The organism is Pseudomonadales bacterium (assembly GCA_024234215.1).
GTDB lineage: Bacteria > Pseudomonadota > Gammaproteobacteria > Pseudomonadales > UBA5862 > JACKOQ01.
Map to the genome: position 1 here is coordinate 71,500 of JACKOQ010000003.1, position 20,203 is coordinate 91,702.

Sequence of the window (20,203 nt, forward strand, 5' to 3'; positions counted from 1 at the left end):
ATAATTGCCTGAATGGACAAAGTATAGAGCGCTCCATGCAAAGCAGACGTGATGCGGGGCACAAAACCGACGAAGCCCCGATTTCCACCATTGCAGAAATTCGTCCCGTCAGCGGCCCACGCCATGCAGTCCCTGCACCGCGACGGCGGCTGCGGCAGTGCGTGTCTCGACCCCCAATTTGATGAAGAGATGCTCCAGATGTTTGTTGACCGTTCTGTGACTGGTTCCCAGAATCTGGCCTATATCCCGATCGGTCTTGCCCTTGATGACCCAGCAGAGCACTTCGGACTCCCGACGGGTCAGGTGGAAACGCGCGATCAGCGCGTCGATCTGCACCACGTCCGACTCTTCGCGCAGCAGGAGGGTCCACTGTTCGTCGCTGCTCAGGTCGGTCGGAATGAAGCGCAGCCGCCCACAGGGTTGCACGATGGTCAAAGGTTGTGGTGTGGAATCCATCCCACACTTGAGCGACCCTCGTCTCGACAGCTTCATCAACCATTTCAGCAGCGGTTCGGGAGGCGTGGCCGAGCACTCATCGCTCGAAACACCCAAATATTTGTGCAACAGAATTCTGGCCAGCGGTGTCTGCCAGATGATCCTGCCTGAGTGCGGCAACACGGCGATGGCCGCCTGACCGAACGCATCCAGCACCCCGCGCATCTGTTGAATGGAGTGCGCGGTGTGCAAATGGGTGGCAATGCGCGCCAGCACTTCGCTGATGCGTATCGGCTTGGTGACATAGTCGACACCCCCTGCAACAAAGCCGTTGACCACATGTTCGGATTCGGTCAGCCCCGTCATGAAGATCACCGGAATGTGCTGGGTGCGCAGATCGGCTTTCAGTCGTCGACAGACCTCGAAACCATCCATGCTCGGCATCAGCGCATCGAGCAGAATGATGTCCGGCTGGGCTTCCACCGCGCTGCTGAGTGCGCTCTCGCCATTGACCGCCACCAGCACGGTAAAACCGGACTCATCGAGCGCATCGTGCAGCACGGCAAGGTTGTCCGGCACGTCATCGACGATCAGAACCGTGTTGGCATTTCGCATGATCATCGACTCACTCACCCGCCAGTCTCTTTTTGATGAAGTGCTTCAGCGCTTCCAACTGGAACTGCTGCACCATCTCCTTGCAGCATCTGACAAAGCTGTCATGGCGGTCGTCGGCCGCCATGAGCTCGTCGAGCTTGCGGGTGATGCCACGCAGATGGCCGATCCTGACCAGAGCCAGCAGCTCATCGAGCTGCTCCTGGGCAGGAACCACCGCGTCGTGAGTCAATCCGCTCGTTTCGACGACCGTTCCGGGCGGTTCGCCCTCGGTGATCCACTGCAGGCCGAGGCGTTCGCCGATCCATCCCAGCAACTCCTGCACATTGACCGGCTTGAAAATGAAGTCGGCCGCAGTGATGCCAGCCATGTTCTCCATGCCCTTGTCGAAGGCATTGGCCGAAACGATGCCGATGTGCAGATCGGATCGATGCATCTTGCGGATCAGGTAACTGGTCTCCCAGCCATCCATGGCCGGCATGGCCAGGTCCATCAGCACCAGGTCGGGGTTGAACCGGGGAAGAATCCGCAGGCAATCATGGCCAGTCGCTGCTTCGGCCACCACGAAACCCAGAGGTTGCAGGATGTCGCTCAGCAGTCTGCGATCGACCGGTTCGTTGTCGACCACCAGCACCCGGCGCCGGGCGCCCTGATAGCCCGTTCGCCTGGCCATGACAACCGACTCCAGCTCCTGGGTCTGTCTGACTTGCGGCAGGAACAGCCGGATGCCAAAGGTGGTGCCCCGATTCGGTCTGCTGTCGACCCGCAGTTCACCACCCATCAATTCGGTCAGCAGCTTGCTGATCGTCAGTCCCAGTCCGGTGCCGCCAATGCCATGGGCGGCGCTGCCGCGCAGAAAGGGTTCGAAGACCTGCTCCAGTTCATCGGGGGGAATGCCCGGACCACTGTCCTCGATCTCGAACTGGACCATCTCCCGCGCATGGCGAACGCGGAAGCTCACGCCGCCCTGCTGGGTGAACTTGACGGCATTGCCGAGGATATTGATCAGAATCTGGCTGAGCCGCTTGTGGTCTGCTCTGACCACGGCCGGCAACTCACCGGAAATCTGATGGTCGAAGGTCAGCCCTTTGTTGCGGGCCTGCAATTCGAACATGCTGACGATCTGGCGGATGAATTCCGGAAACTTCAAAGGTTTGATGTCGAAGGTGAGTTTTCCGGCCTCGATGCGTGCGATGTCCAGGGTGCCCTCGATCAGCGACAGCAGATGTTCACCGCTGCGCCGGATGACCCGGATCGCCTGCTGTGTGCTGTCGTGGAGCGTCACATCGTTGTCGAGCAGCTGGGCATAACCCAGAATGCTGTTGAGTGGTGTGCGCAGCTCATGGCTGATGCCGGTGATGTAGCGGCTCTTGGCCTGATTGGCCTGTTCGGCCACCCAGCGTGCCTGCTGCAACTCGGCGTCGGTCTGACGGTGCAGCATGATTTCGCGCTGCAACAGACTGGTCTGCCGGTTCGACTCCTGCTGGGCGACGGTGCGGCTTTGTGAGGTCAGCACCAGCCACCAGACGATGATGCCGCTGGCCAGCACCAGCGCGGCAAAGGCCTTGAGATAACCCAGCCCGAGCCGGGGCAGAATCTCCTCGGCCGCGCCCGCCAGACTCAGTGACTCATGCAGATAGATCAATCCGAACAGGGCCGCCAACAGTGACAGGGTGATGCCCATCAGCAGCAGATAGTGCCCCATGCTGCTGTTGAGATAGCGCCACAGCGACTTGGGCAGCAGCCGCTGCATCGCTGCTTCCCACTGTCGACCAATGCGCGCATCGGGCTTGCAGAGGTCATTGCAGCGCGCATCCAGGCAACAGCAGAGCGAGCAGATCGCCCCCTGATAGGCAGGGCAATGCGCCATGTCCTCGACTTCGTAACTCTTCTCGCACAGCACGCACTGCCGGGTCGGCGCCGCTGCACCGTAGCGGACCGGTTCACGGGCGATGTAATAGCGCCCTTGCGTCAACCAGGCGAGCAGCGGGGCGGCAAGCAGCGCCGTGATCAGTGCGATGAATGAGGAGAATGGCTGAACCTCCAGGCCGAACAGGCCCAGAAATGCCAGCACCGACAGCGTGGAGGCAATCAGCATCGCGCCGACACCGACCGGATTGATGTCGAACAGGTAGGCACGACGGAATTCGATGCCCGGCGGACTCAACCGCAGTGGCTTGTTGATGACCAGATCGGCCACCACGGCGGTGATCCACGAAATCGCCACATTCGAATAGAGTCCAAGCACCTGTTCGAGCGCCTGAAACACATTCAGCTCCATCAGCATGATGGCGATCACGATATTGAACAGCAGCCAGACCACCCGTCCCGGATGACTGTGGGTCAGGCGGGCAAAGAAGTTCGACCAGGCCAGCGAACCGGCATAGGCATTGGTCATGTTAATCTTGATCTGCGACAGCACGACGAAAAAAACCGTCACCGCCAGCACCAGATCGGGATTCGAAAACATCTGGCCAAAGGCGATCAGGTACATCTGGTTGGGATTGACCGCCTCCTCGGCCGATCGACCCGCCAGCAGCGCCATATAGGCCAGCAGCGCACCGGCCAGCATCTTGGCCATGCCCGGGAGTATCCACCCGGGTCCGGCCATCAGCACACCAAGGTGCCAGCGCCAGCGATTCTCACGGGTTCGCTCTGGCATGAACCGCAGAAAATCGACCTGCTCACCGATCTGCGGAATCAGTGCCATGCCGAGCGCCATCGCCGCACCAAACAGTTGCGGGTCAAATTCACGCCCCTCCCCCAGCCTGCCGGAGAATTTCATGAAATCGCCAACGACCTCGGGTTGGCGATAGAGAATGAAGATGAACGGCAGCACCATCAGCAACAGCCAGATCGGCTGGGTGATCATCTGCACACGGCTGATGAAGGTCACGCCAAAGGCGACCAGTGGCACGATCACCAGTGCGCAGAGCAGGTAGCCGAGCTGAAGCGGCAGTCCAAAACCGAGTTCGAGCGCGTAGGCCATGATGGCGGCTTCGAGCGCGAACAGAATGAAGGTGAAGGAGGCATAGACGAACGAGGAGATCGTCGAGCCGATGTAGCCAAAACCGGCGCCACGGGTCAGCAGATCCATGTCCAGCCCGTAACGGGCCGCGTAGTGACCGATCGGCAGAGCGGTCAGAAAGATGATCAGGCTGACCGCCAGCGTGGCCCACAGGGTGTTGGTGAAGCCGTAGTTGAGCACCAGGGTGCCGCCGATGGCTTCGAGCACCAGAAACGAAATCGCGCCGAAGGCGGTGTTGGAGACGCGAAAGATCGACCACTTGCGAAATGCATGCGGTGTGAAGCGCAGGGCATAATCTTCCAGCGTCTCGTTGGCGACCCAGGTGTTGTAATCACGGCGGATCTTGACGATGCGCAGTGGCGCCTGCGTACCCTCTGCCTCAAGAATCGGATTGATACTGCTCGACATCGCTGCCCATTCATCCGTTGCCTGCACGGCTCAGGCAAGATTCATGCGCAAACCATGCAGCAGGTCACGCTGGCGCAGCTCAATCGACGACATTCGTCACTCCAGTCAGACCGAGAGATAGCCCTTGATTCGGGCGGCATCGACCTGATCGCGCCGGTCTTCATGGATGAAGCGGCCCTTGTCGATGACGATGATGCGATCGGCGACCTCCAGCGTGAAGCTCAACACCTGCTCGGAAACGATGATGGTGATCTCGCGCAGCCGGCGAATCTCGTTGAGCACCCTGGCGATCTCCTTGATGATCGACGGCTGAATGCCCTCGGTTGGTTCATCCAGCAGCAAAACCTTGGGTTCGGTGACCAATGCCCGGGCAATCGCCAGTTGCTGCTGCTGTCCGCCGGAGAGGTTGCCCCCCTTGCGATGACGCATGTCGAACAGCACCGGAAACAGCGCGAAGATCTCATCGGGAATCCGGCGGCTGTTCGATTTCTCCAGACCGGTCTGGATGTTCTCTTCGACGGTCAGCCCCGGAAAGATCATCCGACCCTGCGGCACATAGGCCAGCCCCCGGGCAACACGTTGATGGCTCTCGATGCCCTGCAGATTCTCGCCATCGACCACTGCCTTGCTGCTGGAGCTGGGCAGAATGCCCATCAGCGACTTGAACAGCGTGGTCTTGCCCATGCCGTTGCGGCCCATGATGGCGAGGGTTTCGTTTTTTTCCGCCCTGAAACTGATGCCGTGGATGACACGACTCTGACCGTAGCTGACCTCAAGGTTTTCGACTTCGAACATGTGACGCTCCTGAATTGAATGCTGAAACCCATCGACATATCGCGCCTCAGTGGCCGAGATAGACCTCGATCACCCTGTCGTCGGCCTGCACCTTCTCCATCGTGCCTTCGGCGAGAATCCGGCCCTGATGCAGCACCGTCACCTTGTGGGCGATTCTCTCGACGAACTCCATGTCATGTTCGATGACGATCACCGAACGGTTCCGGCAGATGCGCTTGAGCAGATCGGCAGTCTGGTCCCGCTCCTTGGCGCTCATGCCGGCCACCGGCTCGTCGAGCATCAGCAGCTCCGGCTCCTGCATCAACAGCATGCCGATCTCCAGCCACTGCTTCTGGCCATGGCTCAGCAGGGCCGCCTCCATCTCCAGTTGCTCATCCAGAAAGATCTCCTCCGCCACACTGCGCACCCGCCTGGCCACCTCGGCACTGCGTCTGAAGAACAGACTGCCGAACACCGTGCGCCCCTGGGGAAAGGAGACCTCGAGGTTCTGGTAGACCGTCAGGTTTTCGTAGATCGATGGCGTCTGGAATTTGCGTCCGACACCGGACCGGACGATCTCATGCTCCGACAGCTTGGTCAGCTCCTGGTTGTTGAACTTGATCGATCCCGAGGTCGACCGGGTCTTGCCGCAGATCAGGTCGAGCAGCGTGGTCTTGCCGGCGCCGTTGGGACCGATCACCACCCGCAGCTCGTTCTTGTCGACATACATCGTCAGCGCGTCGACAGCCTTGAAGCCATCGAAGGAGACCGTCAGATCCTCGACCGCCAGCACAAAGTCGGTATTGCTCATGTCCTTGCCCCCATTTTTTTCGATTCGCTCGAAATTCTTGCGCAGGAGCCGTTCGTCGCCGGCTGCATCATCCGCCGCAACAGGCCGCTTCTTTTGGCATATTTCTGATAGATGCCCGCCAGTCCGTTGGGAAAGAACATCACCACCGCGATGAACAGCCCACCCATCAGGAACAGCCAGAGCTCGGGATAGGTCTCCGAGAACATGGTCTTGCCGAAGTTCACCAGCAGCGTGCCGTAGACCGCGCCGATCAACGACATGCGGCCACCCACGGCGGCGAAGATCACCATCTCGATCGAAGGCACGATGCCGACGAACGAGGGCGACATGAATCCGACCTGCAGCGTGAACATTGCGCCACCGATGGCCGAGATCATCGCCGAGACACAGAAGATGAAGATCTTGAAATCGGAGACGTCATAGCCCGAAAAGCGCACCCGCTCCTCCTTGTCGCGCATCGCCAGCAGCAGCATGCCGAACTTGCTGCCGAGAATGCCGCGCGACAGCAGGATGCAGCCGAGCAGCAGCAGTGCGCTGACGTAATAGAGGATGTACTTGGCACTGTCGGTCCGGATGTCCCAGCCATGCAGGGTCTTCAGATCGGTGATGCCATTGACGCCGCCGGTGTAACCCTGCTGGCCGACGATCAGAATGCTGAGGATCAGCGCCACCGCCTGGGTGATGATGGCGAAGTAGACCCCCCCCACCCGGCGCTTGAACATGGCGAAGCCGATCACAAAGGCGAACAGCGTCGGCACCAGCAGAATCGCCACGATCGTGAACGACAGACTCTTGAACGGCTCCCAGAACCAGGGCAGCGCGGTCAACTGGTTCCAGTCCATGAAGTCGGGGATGCCCGGCGTGCTCTGAATCGCAGTGCTGACCGGGTCGGACGCCTCCAGCTTCAGGAACATCGCCATGCAGTAGCCGCCCAGCCCGAAGAACACCCCCTGCCCCAGACTGAGAATGCCGCCATTGCCCCACAGCAGCACCAGGCTGACCGCGACAAAGGCATAGGTGATGTACTTGCCGACCAGGCCAAGACGAAACAGATCGAGTGACAGCGGCAGCACCATCAGCAGCAGCGCCGCCAGCAGGGCCAGGCCAATGGCCCCCTCTCGGCCACCGAGCAATCGACTGAAATATGATGTCATGATCCGATTCCTCCTATTTGCGCAGCTTGGATGCAAACAGCCCTTCCGGGCGCAACATCAGAATGCCGACGATGACCATCAGGGTGGCCACCTTGCCCATCGAACTGGTCATGAAGAACTGCAGGATCGACTGCGCCTGGGCAATGCCGAACGCCGAAGTGATGGTGCCGAGCAGACTGGCGGCGCCGCCGAACACCACCACCATGAAGCTGTCGACGATGTAGAGCGAGCCAGTGGTCGGCCCGGTCGAGGCGATGGTGGTGAAGGCAGCACCCGCCACGCCGGCAATGCCGCAACCCAGCGCGAAGGTGACCCGATCGACCTTGCGGGTGTTGATGCCCACGGCATCCGCCATGACCCGGTTCTGCACCGTGGCCCGCATCCGCAGCCCCCAGCGTGAGCGAAACATGAACAGACCGACACCCACGGTGACCACCAGTGCCAGCACCATGACGAAGACTCCGTTGATCGGAATGTCGATGTCGGGGGTCGGCTTGAACGATCCGAGCAGCCACTCCGGCAGGGTGGCACTCACCTCCTTGGCGCCAAAACCGGAACGGAAGCACTGCTGCATCACCAGACTGAGCCCCCAGGTGGCGAGCAGGGTGTCGAGCGGCCGCTTGTAGAGGTGCCGGATCATTCCATACTCGATCAGGTAACCCACCACGAAGGCGACCACGAAGGCCGCGGCGATCGCAAAGACGAAGTAGTGGCTCACCAGTTCATGGCTGACGGCGAAGCGGGAAAAGAGCACCGTGGTGTAGGCCCCCAGCGCCATGAACTCGCCATGCGCCATGTTGATCACGCCCATCTGGCCAAAGATGATCGCCAGACCCAGCGCCATCAGCAGCAGCACGCTGAACAGACTGAGACCGGAAAAACCCTGCATCACCACGATGTTGCCGATTTCGGCCATCGAATACTCAAACATGGTCGAACCTCCGGATGGGTGCACCCTGCCCTTTGATGCGCATCCGGCCGACGGCAGGACGCGGCGGTCGAATCGATCGAGTTGCCTGGTCGGCTGTCGCCTGCATCTCTCGATCACGCAGTCACCAATGGCGCCTGAATCACGCGGCAATCCGGGTTCACGGCAGCAGCAGTGGCGCCGTGAACCCGGAACGGCTCTATTGATAGCCCTTGGGGAAGGGATCGGGCGCGATCAGGTCGGATTCGTAGACCACATCGGCCTGGCCATCCGCACGCCACTGCCCGATGCGCAGCTTGCTGGAGAGGTGGTGGTTGGACTCCACCTTCACATAGCCCTCGGGCGCCGTGGTCATCTCGTAGCCGGGCAAGGCCGCCGCCGCCTTGTCGACATCGAAACTGCCGGCACGCTCGACCGCGGCCTTCCACAGCCATGGACCGAGATAGGCGGCCTGGGTGACATCGCCGATCACCGAGTTCGGACCCCACATCTTCTTGAATTCGGCAACGAACTGCTCATTGTTGGGGTTCTTCAGGCTCTGAAAGTACTTCATCGCCGAATAGAAACCCGCGAGGTTCTCACCGCCGATGCCAAGCACTTCATCCTCGGTGACCGAGATGGTGAGCATGGTCTGTTTGCCGGAGTTCAGGCCCGCCGCGTTCAACTGCTTGAACCAGGCGACATTGCTGCCACCGACCACCGCGGCATAGATGACATCCGGCTTCTTCAGCTTGATCTTGTTGATCACCGAGCCGAACTGGGTGTCTCCCAGCGCGATGTACTCCTCGCCCACCACCTTGCCACCCAGCTTCTGCTCGATGTGCTTGCGGGCGATCTTCATCGAGGTGCGCGGCCAGATGTAGTCCGAACCGATCAGGTAGAAGCTCTTGGCACCCTTCTCCTTCGCGATCCAGTCGAGGCCGGCCAGAATCTGCTGGGTGGCCTCCTGGCCGGTGTAGAAGACATTCTTCGACTGCTCCAGACCTTCATAGAAAGTCGGATAGAACAGCAGGCCATTCTCCTTCTCGAACACCGGCAGCGCCGCCTTGCGCGATGCCGAAGTCCAGCAGCCGAACACGGCCGCCACCTTGTCATTGACCAGCAGCTTCTTCGACTTTTCGGCGAAGGTCGGCCAGTCACTGGCGCCATCTTCCTGAATCACCTCGATCTTGCGGCCGAGCACGCCGCCCATGGCGTTGATCTGCGCGATCGCCAGCTTCTCGGCCTGGATCGAACCGGTCTCACTGATGGCCATGGTGCCGGTCGCCGAATGCAGAATGCCGACCTTGACGCTGCTGTCGGTCACCGCAAGGCCAGTGGTGTTGACCTGCGCGGTCGGCGGAGCGGACGCCAGCGCCGATCCGATCAGCACCCCGGCGGCGAGCAGACTCCTGGTTACTGTCGCCGCACCCTCGACCCATCGACCTCGATTGAGTTTTTTCATCGACTTCATCCTCGTGTGGAGCATTGGAAAAGTTTCATCGTTCACGTCACTCAAGACTCAATGTCCGAGCATCCAGGGTCGTGCCGTCTTGCGGGTCTGGCCCTGCAATGGCGTGCCACCCTGCACGGTGGTGGCCGCAGCCGGTTTGCCCCGCGTCGATTGGCAGTGGTGCACACCACTGCAACCGCAGCCGGATCGCCGCAGCTGCGCCGGCTCATGGACTGATCTCTCGTTGCGTTCATGGGCGACCCGGACGGCGTGGCCCACCAGTGCCAGACGCGGCAGCGATGGAATGCGCGCGCTCAGGGCGCCGCAGCCGTCGCAGTGGGCTGGCTGTTCGAACTCGCTCAACCTGCGCAGTGCGGTAAAGGGTCCACACTGTTCGCAGCGGTATTCGTAGATCGGCATGGCCTCACCCTCCTCAGGACGCAACGGCCATGTCGATGCCGGGCAGCACCCTCTTCTGCGGGCCATCGGCATTGGGCTTGAGATCGAAATCGAAGATCTCGGTCGGCAGCCACAGCGTGGCGCAGGCGTTGGGGATGTCCACCACCCCGCTGATGTGCCCCTCCACCGGCGCCGTGCCGAGAATCGACAGCGCCTGGGCACCGCTGTAGCCGAACTTCTTCAGGTACTCGATGGCATTCAGGCAGGCCTGCCGATAGGCGACCGTGACGTCGAGGTAGTGCTGGGTGTTGTGCTCGTCGACCGAGATGCCCTCGAAGATGAGGTAATCGCGGTAAGCCGGGGTCAGCGGACTGGGCTGGAACAGCGGATTCTTGATCCCGTACTTTTTCACCCCCTCCTTGATCAGGCTCACCTTGATGTCGAGATAGCCCGCCATCTCGATCGCGCCACAGAAGGTGATCTCGCCATCGCCCTGGGAGAAGTGCAGATCACCCATCGACAGGCCACCATCCTTCACGTAGACCGGAAAGTAGACCCGCGATCCCTTGGTCAGATTCTTGATGTCGCAGTTGCCGCCATGGTCACGCGGAGGCACGGTGCGCGCTGCTTCGCCGGCAGCACTCTTGGCGGCATCGCCCTGCATCCGTCCCATCACCGCGGCCTGCGCATCGGGCGGCAGGGCGAGCGCCGGCACCCGGTTCGGATCGGTGGCGATCAGCGCGGCCTCGCGTCTGTTCCAGTTCTCCAGCAACGCCCGCGAGGGCAGACAGCCGATCAGACCCGGATGCATGATGCCGGCGAACTTCACATTGGGCACATGGCGCGAGGTGGTGTAGATGCCGTGGAAATCCCAGATCGACTTGCGCGCCTCGGGAAAGTGGTCGGTGAGAAACCCGCCGCCGTTCTGCCTGGAGAACAGTGCATTGAACCCCCACTGCGAATGGTCGAAGGTCCCCACATCGAGGATGTCGACCACCATCAGATCTCCCGGCTCGGCCCCTTCGACACCAATGGGTCCGCTCAGGTAGTGGACCTGCAGCAGATCGACATCGCGAATGTCGTTGGCGCTGTCGTTGTTGCCAATCTGCCCGCCGGTCCAGTCCATGCACTCGACACGGAACTCATCACCCGGCTTGACCATGGCGATCATTGGCAGGTCACAGTGCCAGCGGTTGTGGATCTGACCATCCTGCTCCCAGGGCTTTTTATCCAAATCCAGCTTCACAAGCGTTTTCATGCAGCGGCCTCCTCGAGTTGGCGATTTGCTGTCGATGACAAAATCGCTGGTCAGCGAGATTTGTCATGGCGCGAGACTAGCAAGCCGCCAGGGCCGTTCTGAATACGTCGGATTGCGTAGAGCGAGGCGGCGCGGTGACGCCAGGATGAGGGCAGTCGGCGGGAAGATGCGGAGAAATCCGCTCGACCGCTGTCACGCGGCCGAGCGGAAGGTCAGGCCGGGGCCGTGAAGCGACGCGCCTCGATGACGTTGGAGAGCTGATTGATGCGCGCCAGCACCTTGCCCAGCTCATCGAAGCTGGTCACCTCGATGGTCAGCCGCATGGTGGCGGTGCCGCTCTCCTTGTGCGACAGCGTGTTGACCGCGATGACGTTGATCGAATCACGCGCCAGCACGGTGGTGATGTCGCGCAGCAGCCCGGAGCGGTCATAGGCTTCGATCAGGATGTCGACCGGATAGATCTGCGCAGTGCGACCACTCCAGTCCACCGCGATGATGCGTCCCGGCTCATTGTCCTCGAGCTGCAGGATGTTGTTGCAGTCGGCACGGTGAATGCTGACGCCCCGTCCGCGGGTGATGAAGCCGGTGATGGCATCGCCCGGCACCGGCTTGCAGCAGCTGGCAAACTGGGTCAGCAGGTTGCCGACACCCTGAATCGCCACTGCATCCTTGGCCAGCGTCGCCTCGCTGCGCGCGGCACGGGCCAGTGTCGTGGGCAGCAGCTCCATCTGCGCCCGCTGCGCAGTGCGGTTTTCGATCCGCTGCGCAGCGTTGAGCAGTTGACTCAGCCGCAACCGGCCCAAACCGAGGTCGGCATGGACGTCGTCGATGCTCTTGAGATTGACCTCATCGGCCAGTTGCTGCGGCTCGATGCCAGTGATCGCCAGCCGCTGGAACTCCTTTTCGAGCAAGTTGCGGCCATCGAGGATGTTCTGCTCGCGGTTCTGCTGGCGGAACCACTGCTGCACCTTGGCGCGCGCGCGCGCGGTGCGGATGTACTGCAGGCTGGAGTTGAGCCAGTCGCGGCTGGGCCGGCTGTGCGGCCCGCGCAGGATCTCCACCCGGTCGCCGGTCTGCAACGGATGGTTCAGCGGCACGATGCGACCGTTGACCTTGGCGCCCCGGCAACTGTTCCCCACCTCGGTATGGACGTGGTAGGCAAAATCGACCGGCGTCGCGTTGTGCGGCAGGCTGACCACATGGTCGTCGGGGGTGAAGACGTAGATGCGCTCCTGCCGCTCGTAACTGCGCAGGTGCTCGGCGATGTTGCCGAGCCCGCCCATCTCCTCGTGCCATTCGAGGGCCTGTTGCAGCCAGGCGATCTTCTCTTCGTAGTCCTTCGACTTGCGTGCCTTGCCCGGATCCTTGTACAGCCAGTGGGCGCAGACGCCGTACTCCGCCTCTTCGTGCATCTCTTCGGTGCGAATCTGCACCTCGACCACCCGTCCCTGCGGCCCGATGACCGCGGTGTGCAGCGAGCGGTAGCCATTCTCCTTGGGGTTGGCGATGTAGTCGTCGAACTCGTTGGGGATGTGCTTCCACAGGCTGTGCACCACCCCGAGGGTGGTGTAGCAGTCGCGCACCGTCGGCACCAGTATCCGCACTGCGCGCACGTCGAAGATCTGCGAGAAGTCGAGCCCCTTCTTCTGCATCTTGCGCCAGATGCTGTAGATGTGTTTCGAACGGCCGTAGATCTGCGCGGCCACGCCGGCGTTGTGCATCTCTTGCCGGAGCTGTTCGGTGACCAGCTGGATGTAGTCGTCGCGGTCGCGCCGCCGCTCGTCGAGCAGACGGGCGATCGACTGGTAGGCTTCGGGTTCGAGGTAGCGGAACGACAGATCCTCCAGCTCCCATTCGATGTGCCCGACCCCGAGGCGGTGCGCCATCGGCACATAGAGGTCGAACACCTCGCGGGCCAGCCGTTGCTGGCGCGCCGCATCGAACCCCTTGACAGCACGAATGGCGCAGGTGCGTTCGGCCAGCTTCAGCAGCAGCACCCGCACATCATCGATGACCGCCACCAGCATGGCACGGACATTCCTGACCTGGTCCTGATTCTTGCCAAAGACGGTGTCGTTGCTGGTGGCCGCGGCGCTGATGGCCGCCATGCTCTGCACCCCTCTGACCAGCTTGCCGATCTTGTCGCCAAACTCCTGTTCCAGTTGGGCGATCGGCAGCTTGTCGCGACGCACGGCACGGTAGAGGATGGCGGCGATGATCGAATCCTGATCCAGATGCATCTCAGCAACCAGCCGTGCCATCTCCAGCCCCATCTGCAGGCAGTCATAGTTGTGGGCACGGTACTCCGGTGGCGAAGGGTCGAGCTGCTCGATCTGCTGCACCCGGCGCGCCGCCCGCATCACCGGCTCACGGGCAAGCTGCGGCACGAACTGCTCGAGGCCGCTGTACCAGGATTGCAGATCGATCTCGCCTTCAGCCGTGACCGGGTGGTCGTCTCGCACTTTAACCATGATGAATGGGCATCTTCTTCCGCTGACGAATGGGTCTTTGTTCGACTCTCTTGTGCCGCGTCGGCTCAGCCAGGCACGAACAGTGCCATCGACTCGACATGACGGGTGTGGGGGAACATATCCATCACGCCGGCATGGGTCAATCGATAACCCTGCTGCTTCAGGATGCCGGCATCGCGCGCCAGCGTGGCCGGATTGCAGGAGACATAGAGTAGCCGCTCGACCCGCAGTCGGCCGATCTGACTCACCACGGCCTCGGCCCCCGAGCGCGGCGGATCGAGCAGTGCCTGGGTGAACGTCTGCCGGGCCCATGGCGCCTGCGTCCAGGCCGGATCATCGAGGTTGGCCGCATGGAACTGGACGTTGTCGAGTCCGTTCAACCGCGCATTCTGCTCGCCGCGCTCGACCAGCGTGGCGCTGCCCTCGACACCGACGACACTGCCGGCCCGCCGTGCCAGCGGCAGGGTGAAGTTGCCCAGGCCACAGAAGAGGTCGAGCAGTCGATCATCGCGGGTCGGTTGCAGCAGTGCCAGCGCCTGATCGACCATCGCGCGGTTGATGGTGGGGTTGACCTGGATGAAATCCAGGGGATGAAAGCGCAGCGTCAGCGCAAAGTCAGGCAGCGCATACTCGAGCCACGGCGCTCCATCCTGCGGCCAGAGCTTGATCAGCTGCTCGACACCCCCCGGTTGCAGATAGAGATCGACCTCCTGCTCGCGGGCATGGTGCGTCAACGCCTCGAGATCCGCCGCGCCGAGCGGTTGCAGATGGCGCAGCACCAGCGCGACCCGGTCATCGCCACAGGAGACCTCGACCTGGGGAATGATGGTGCGGGCCTCGAGTTGCCCGAGCAGCATCGTCAGCGCCGGCAACTGCCGGTCGATGCGGGGATCGAGCACCTGGCAATGTTCGATCTCGGTGACGAAATGGCTGTTGCGCTCACGAAAGCCGAGCATCAGCGTGCCGCGCTTGTGGACGAAGCGGGCACTCAGCCGCGCCCGCCGCCGGTAGCCGAGTGTCGGACCGCTGAGCGGCGGCAGCCACTGCTGTGGCGCCAGACCGCCGAAATGGTGCAACTGCTCTGCCAGCACCTGCTGTTTCCAGCTGATCTGCGCCGCTGGATCAACGTGCTGCAAACTGCATCCGCCGCAGCGCAATGTGTGCGGGCAGGGTGGCTCACGCCGCTCCGCCGCCGCCTCGACGATGGCCTCGGCCACGGCCTCGTTGTAGCGGGCATGGCGGGCCAGGATGCGTGCCCGCACCCGCTCGCCCGGCAGGCCGTTGTCGACGAACAGCAGCTTGCCATGGTGGCGGGCAATGCCACGCCCCTCATGGCTCAGCGAGTCGATCGTCAGTTCGAGCAGTTCGGGCGCGGCCCTGGTGTTGGAACGGCGGGTCATGCAGTGTGCGGTCGCGTGGTGGCGGAAGTTTCGGTCTGGTCGCGTATTCCGGCGGCAGTCAGCCGAACAGACCGGTCGACAGGTAGCGGTCGCCCCGGTCACAGATGATGGTGACGATCACGGCATGCTCGACCTCCGCACTGATTTGCAGCGCGGCAGCCACGGCGGCCCCGGAGGAGACACCACAGCAGAGCCCCTCTTCGCGTGCCAGGCGGCGAGTCATGTCGCGGGCGCTCTCCTCATCCATGTCGATCACCCGATCGACGCGGTGGCGGTCGAAGATCTTCGGCAGATAGGCCGGTGGCCAGCGGCGAATGCCGGGGATGCTGGCCCCTTCTCTCGGCTGCAGACCAATGATCTGCACCGCCGGGGCACGCTCCTTCAGATAGCGTGACACCCCCATGATGGTGCCGGTGGTGCCCATGGCGCTGACGAAATGGGTGATGCGGCCTTCGGTCTGCCGCCAGATCTCCGGCCCGGTGCCACAGTAGTGGGCTTCGGGGTTGTCGAGGTTGGCAAACTGGTTGAGCACCACCCCTTCGCCGGCCGCGGCCATCTGTTCGGCCAGGTCGCGCGCGCCCTCCATGCCCGCCTCGCGACTGACCAGAATCAGCTCGGCACCGTAGGCGGTCATCGACTGCTTGCGCTCATCGCTCATGTTGTCCGGCATGATCAGCACCATCCGGTAGCCCTTGATCGCCGCCACCATCGCCAGCGCGATGCCGGTGTTGCCGCTGGTGGCCTCGATCAGCGTGTCACCGGGGCGGATCTCGCCACGCGCCTCGGCACGGTTGATCATGCCAAGCGCCGGCCGGTCCTTCACCGAACCGGCCGGATTCTGTCCCTCCAGCTTGGCCAGCACCAGGTTCGAGCTGGCGCCCGGCAGCCGCTGCAGACGGATCAGCGGGGTGTTGCCAATCAGGTTTTCGATGGTGGGAATCTCTGGCTGCATCTGATTGCCTTACTGAAAATGTGAACGACTGCGCGCCCGCAGCCGCATAGGATAAACTCCCTGCCACCGCTCGGTAAGAGAATGTGACCGACACAGATGCGCCCATCGCCCCGCCCACCTCGCTCCGTCACTGTCCAGGCACTGCTGCTGACCCTGGTGCTCGCGCCGATCCTGACCGTCTGCGTGGCGCTGGCGCTGTTCGGACTGGCACAGCGTTTCGATGAGCTGGAGACGAATCTGCAGCGCCATGCCGAATCGCTGCTGCATGAGCTGGCCGGACGCTATCAGCTGCTGCTGCGCCAACCCGATCCGGCCCAGTTGCAGCGGTTGGCCGGCGATGCGTTGAGCGACGACCATCTGCGCGCGCTGCATCTGTTCAATGCCGAGCGCCAGCCCTGGATTCAGGCCGGCGTGCCACTGAGTGCCGACCGCAGTGGCCTGCCGCTCACGCTGTCGAACCACCTGGAGCAGCAGCAGCAGGATGACCTGCTGCGGTTGTCGTTGCCGCTGGGCAATGTCGAGCAGCCCAGCGGCTGGCTGGTGTTGGAGTTCAGCCGGCTGCCGACCCGTCTGGCGCAGTATCAGGTGGTCTTCTATCTGGTGACAACCACCGTTGCGGCGCTGCTGCTCGGCCTGCTGATCACGCTGGTCACGACGCGCCGGCTGTTGCGGCCGCTGCAACAGTTGATGGTCAATGCCGAGCGGCTCGCTGCCGGACAGCCGGTCGAGCCGCTCTCCCGGCGTGCACCCCGTGAATTCCTGCAGATCAACCAGCAGGTCGAGCACCTGGGGGAACGGCTCGCCCAGATGCGGGACGAAACCCAGCAGGCCATCGAGCAGTCGACCCGCGATCTGCGGCAGACATTGGAGACCGTCGAGATCCAGAACATCGAGCTCGACCTGGCACGGCGGGAATCGCAGAAGGCGAGTCTGGCCAAGACCCGCTTTCTGGCCGACACCAGCCATGAGTTGCGCACCCCGCTCAACGGCATCATCGGCTTTGCCAACCTGCTGCTCAAATCGCCGCTGAACGAAGCACAACGCGACTACCTGCAGGTGATCCAGCGCTCCAGCAGCGACCTGCTGGCGATCATCAACGACATCCTCGACTTCTCCAAGATCGAGGCCAACAAGCTGGTGCTGGACCGCGTGCCGTTCAATCTGCGCGAGCTGATCGAAGAGACGCTGCTGCTGCTGGCCACCCACACCTTCGACAAGCCGCTCGAACTGGTGCCGCTGATCCATGCCGATGTGCCGGTTCATCTGGTCGGCGACCCGTTGCGGCTCAAACAGGTGCTGACCAACCTGGTCGGCAATGCGATCAAGTTCACTCCGGCCGGCAGTGTGGTGATCGAGGTGCGGGTCGAGCAGTCGGATGCGCAGGGCGCACTGCTGCGGGTGCGGGTGATCGACACCGGCATCGGCATCGAGCCCGAACAGCAGCAGCGCATCTTCGAGGCTTTCCAGCAGCAGAGCCCGACCCATGGCGGCGCTGGCCTCGGGCTGATCATCGCCAAGCAACTGGTCGAGCAGATGGAGGGGGCCATCGGCCTGGAGCAGAGCTCCGCGCAGGGAAGCTGCTTCTGGTTCACGCTGCCGGTCACCTATGGCTTGCCGACCAGCTTCAAGGCCGCACAGCTCCCTTTCAACGGCGAACCGGTGCTGCTGTTCGACACCCTCGCCGCCAGTTGCACGGCCATCGCCGCACAGCTCGAAGCCCTCGGACTGCAACCACAGCGGCATGAACAGGCCGACTCATTCATGGCCGCGTTGACGCAGCAGCACTGGTTCGCCGTGCTGCTCGGCATCACCCCGCCCTGTCACCCCGACACCATTGCCGCGCTGCGCAGCCAGGTGCGCCGCCACCATGCCGGTCCGCTGCTGGTGCTCTCCTGTCAGGCACTGCGCAGCGGTGATGCCCTGCCGTTCAACGACCCGGCCATGCTGATCCTCGACAAGCCGGCACAGAGCCGCAAACTGGCCCAGTCACTGCTGCAACTGCGTGGCAGTCAACCCATCCAGCCACCCGCGACAGCAGCACCGCGCATCCTGGCCGTGGATGACAACGAGACCAATCTGCGTCTGCTCGAACTGCTGCTGCAGCAGCTCGGCGCCGAGGTGGAGCTCGCCAGCAGCGGCGCCGAAGCCATCGCACTGGTCAGCCATACCCGCTTCGATCTGGTGCTGCTCGACCTGCGCATGCCGGGCATCGATGGCATCGAAACCGCGCGGCAGCTGCGCACGCTGCCGCTGGCCAAGGATCCGCGACTGCCGATCATCGTGGTCTCGGCCCACCTGCTCGACGAGGAGCGCCACGCCCTGAGCCAGGCCGGCATCGACGACGCCCTGCTCAAACCCATCGACGAGCGCGCGCTGCGTGCATTGTTGTCGCGCTGGATCCAGCAGCCATTGCCGATCGCTCCCGCCAATGGGGTGGTCGACCGTGAAGAGGCCATCCGGCTGGCCGGCAATCAGCCAGAGCTGGCCGAACGGTTGCTGAACCAGTTGATCGATTCACTGACGGCCGAGCAGCAACGTTTCTCGGCGCTGTTGTCGCAGGGCGACCTGACCGCCCTGCTCGAAGCGGTCCATCGGCTGCACGGCGCCTGCTGTTACTGCGGGGTGCCGGCACTCAGGATGGCATTGCGCGCCGCCGAGGCCGCGCTCAAGCAGAGCCACACGGCAGAGTTGCCAAGGTTGATGGCACAGATCGACAGCGAGATCGACGCACTGCTCGACTGGCAGCGCTCGCACACCTCGCTGCCGACCATGGCCAGCGGCGGCTGAGCCCGCACGCAACGGCACCGGTCCAAACCACTCACTGCTCCTCCCGCCGTGCCGCGTCTCTCTGCCGGAGCCAGGCCAGCTTCTCGGCCAGCTTGATCTCCAGCCCCCTCGACACCGGCCGGTACCACTGCGGTTCACTCATGCCCTCGGGCAGGTAGGACTCTCCGGCTGCATAGGCATCGGGCTCGTCATGCGCATAACGGTAGGCCTTGCCATGGCCGAGCTGCTTCATCAGCGGCGTCGGGGCATTGCGCAGATGGAGCGGCACCGGGCGTGACTGGTCCTGACCGACGAACCGCACCGCCTGCTGGTAGGCCAGATAGCCGGCATTGCTCTTGGGGGCCAGCGCCAGATAGAGCACGGCCTGCGCCAGTGCCAGCTCCCCTTCCGGCGAGCCGAGTCGCGCGTAGGTTTCGGCGGCGTCCCGGGCGATCTGGATCGCCCGCGGATCGGCCAGGCCAATGTCCTCCCATGCCATGCGCAGGATGCGCCGGGCCAGATAGTGGGGGTCGGCGCCACCATCGAGCATGCGGGTCAGCCAGTAGAGCGCGGCATCGGGATGGGAACCGCGCACCGACTTGTGCAGCGCCGAGATCTGGTCGTAGAAGTGGTCGCCGCCCTTGTCGAAGCGCCGTGGTCCCGTGCTCAGCGCCGCCTCGACCAGTGCGGCATCGACCCGTTCGTGGCCGGTCACGGCTGCCGCATGGCTGATCTGCTCGAGCAGATTGAGCAGCCGGCGCGCGTCGCCATCGGCACTGTCGACCAGCCGTTCGCTGGCGGCTTCATCGAATTGCAGCGGCGCCAGGGCCCGCTGCCATGCCCGTTGCAGCAACTGGCGCAGCTCATCGCTGGTCAGCGGCTTGAGCGGATGGACCTGGGCCCGCGACAGCAGCGCCGCGTTGACCTCGAACGACGGATTCTCGGTGGTGGCACCAATGAAGATGAGCAGGCCCGACTCGATGAATGGCAGCAGCGCATCCTGCTGTGCCTTGTTGAAACGGTGGATCTCATCGATGAAGAGCAGCGTCGGCCGCCCCTCCTGCTGCCGCGACTCACGCGCCTGCTCCACGGCCTGACGAATCTCTTTGACGCCGGCAAAGACTGCCGACAGCGCGATGAACTGACAGTCGAAGGCGCTGGCGATCAGCCGGGCCAGCGTGGTCTTGCCGACACCCGGCGGTCCCCACAGGATCATCGAGTGCGGCTTGCCCGACTCGAACAGCAGCCGCAGCGGTTTGCCCGGCGCAAGCAGGTGACTCTGGCCGATCACTTCATCGAGCGTTGCTGGCCGCAACTGCTCGGCCAGCGGTACATAGCCCCGATCCCGCTGCGCTGGAATCTCGGACATGAATGC

General features: G+C 62.9%; 14 protein-coding genes. 1 reads left to right on the forward strand and 13 read right to left on the reverse strand.

The genetic code is table 11. The features are described from left to right. Positions 1 to 108: 108 nt before the first annotated feature. The 12 genes from H7A13_07125 to cysM form a co-directional block, all read right to left on the reverse strand. Positions 109 to 1,056: a response regulator transcription factor gene (locus tag H7A13_07125; protein MCP5333113.1), complete on the reverse strand. Its 948-nt coding sequence runs from the start codon at positions 1,054 to 1,056 to the stop codon at positions 109 to 111. A 4-nt stretch (positions 1,057 to 1,060) separates the two neighbouring features. Then, positions 1,061 to 4,483, reverse strand: coding sequence for a response regulator (locus H7A13_07130; protein ID MCP5333114.1), 3,423 nt, complete (start codon positions 4,481 to 4,483; stop codon positions 1,061 to 1,063). A 105-nt stretch (positions 4,484 to 4,588) separates the two neighbouring features. Then, the gene (gene urtE / locus H7A13_07135) at positions 4,589 to 5,278 is read right to left on the reverse strand and encodes an urea ABC transporter ATP-binding subunit UrtE (protein ID MCP5333115.1); all 690 of its coding nucleotides are present in this window, start codon (positions 5,276 to 5,278) and stop codon (positions 4,589 to 4,591) included. 46 nt (positions 5,279 to 5,324) lie between these two features. Continuing rightward, complete coding sequence (gene urtD / locus H7A13_07140) at positions 5,325 to 6,068, reverse strand: urea ABC transporter ATP-binding protein UrtD (protein MCP5333116.1); 744 nt, start codon at positions 6,066 to 6,068, stop codon at positions 5,325 to 5,327. Next, positions 6,065 to 7,222 (reverse strand): urea ABC transporter permease subunit UrtC, encoded by a 1,158-nt coding sequence (gene urtC, locus H7A13_07145; protein MCP5333117.1) that lies wholly within the window; start codon positions 7,220 to 7,222, stop codon positions 6,065 to 6,067. The genes urtD and urtC overlap by 4 nt, the downstream gene beginning before the upstream one ends. A gap of 13 nt (positions 7,223 to 7,235) precedes the next feature. After that, positions 7,236 to 8,153: an urea ABC transporter permease subunit UrtB gene (gene urtB / locus H7A13_07150; GenBank protein MCP5333118.1), complete on the reverse strand. Its 918-nt coding sequence runs from the start codon at positions 8,151 to 8,153 to the stop codon at positions 7,236 to 7,238. Between the two features lie 196 nt (positions 8,154 to 8,349). After that, positions 8,350 to 9,594, reverse strand: a complete 1,245-nt coding sequence (gene urtA, locus H7A13_07155) for an urea ABC transporter substrate-binding protein (protein MCP5333119.1) — start codon at positions 9,592 to 9,594, stop codon at positions 8,350 to 8,352. A gap of 57 nt (positions 9,595 to 9,651) precedes the next feature. Continuing rightward, on the reverse strand, positions 9,652 to 10,002 hold the full coding sequence (locus H7A13_07160) for a zinc ribbon domain-containing protein (GenBank protein ID MCP5333120.1): 351 nt from the start codon (positions 10,000 to 10,002) through the stop codon (positions 9,652 to 9,654). Positions 10,003 to 10,015: 13 nt separating this feature from the next. Continuing rightward, positions 10,016 to 11,239, reverse strand: coding sequence for an acetamidase/formamidase family protein (locus H7A13_07165; GenBank protein MCP5333121.1), 1,224 nt, complete (start codon positions 11,237 to 11,239; stop codon positions 10,016 to 10,018). A gap of 212 nt (positions 11,240 to 11,451) precedes the next feature. Beyond that, a complete protein-coding gene (gene relA / locus H7A13_07170) occupies positions 11,452 to 13,710 on the reverse strand; it encodes a GTP diphosphokinase (protein ID MCP5333122.1) in 2,259 nt (752 codons plus the stop codon). 65 nt (positions 13,711 to 13,775) lie between these two features. After that, positions 13,776 to 15,110 (reverse strand): 23S rRNA (uracil(1939)-C(5))-methyltransferase RlmD, encoded by a 1,335-nt coding sequence (rlmD, locus tag H7A13_07175; protein ID MCP5333123.1) that lies wholly within the window; start codon positions 15,108 to 15,110, stop codon positions 13,776 to 13,778. Between the two features lie 58 nt (positions 15,111 to 15,168). After that, a complete protein-coding gene (gene cysM, locus H7A13_07180) occupies positions 15,169 to 16,062 on the reverse strand; it encodes a cysteine synthase CysM (protein ID MCP5333124.1) in 894 nt (297 codons plus the stop codon). 96 nt (positions 16,063 to 16,158) lie between these two features. Between cysM and H7A13_07185 the strand changes: the two genes are divergently transcribed. Continuing rightward, on the forward strand, positions 16,159 to 18,849 hold the full coding sequence (locus tag H7A13_07185; GenBank protein MCP5333125.1) for a response regulator: 2,691 nt from the start codon (positions 16,159 to 16,161) through the stop codon (positions 18,847 to 18,849). A 31-nt stretch (positions 18,850 to 18,880) separates the two neighbouring features. Here the strand turns inward: H7A13_07185 and H7A13_07190 are convergent, their stop codons facing one another. Next, positions 18,881 to 20,197 carry a replication-associated recombination protein A gene (locus H7A13_07190; protein MCP5333126.1) on the reverse strand — a complete coding sequence of 439 codons (1,317 nt, stop codon included), beginning with the start codon at positions 20,195 to 20,197 and terminating at the stop codon, positions 18,881 to 18,883. Positions 20,198 to 20,203: the final 6 nt, after the last annotated feature.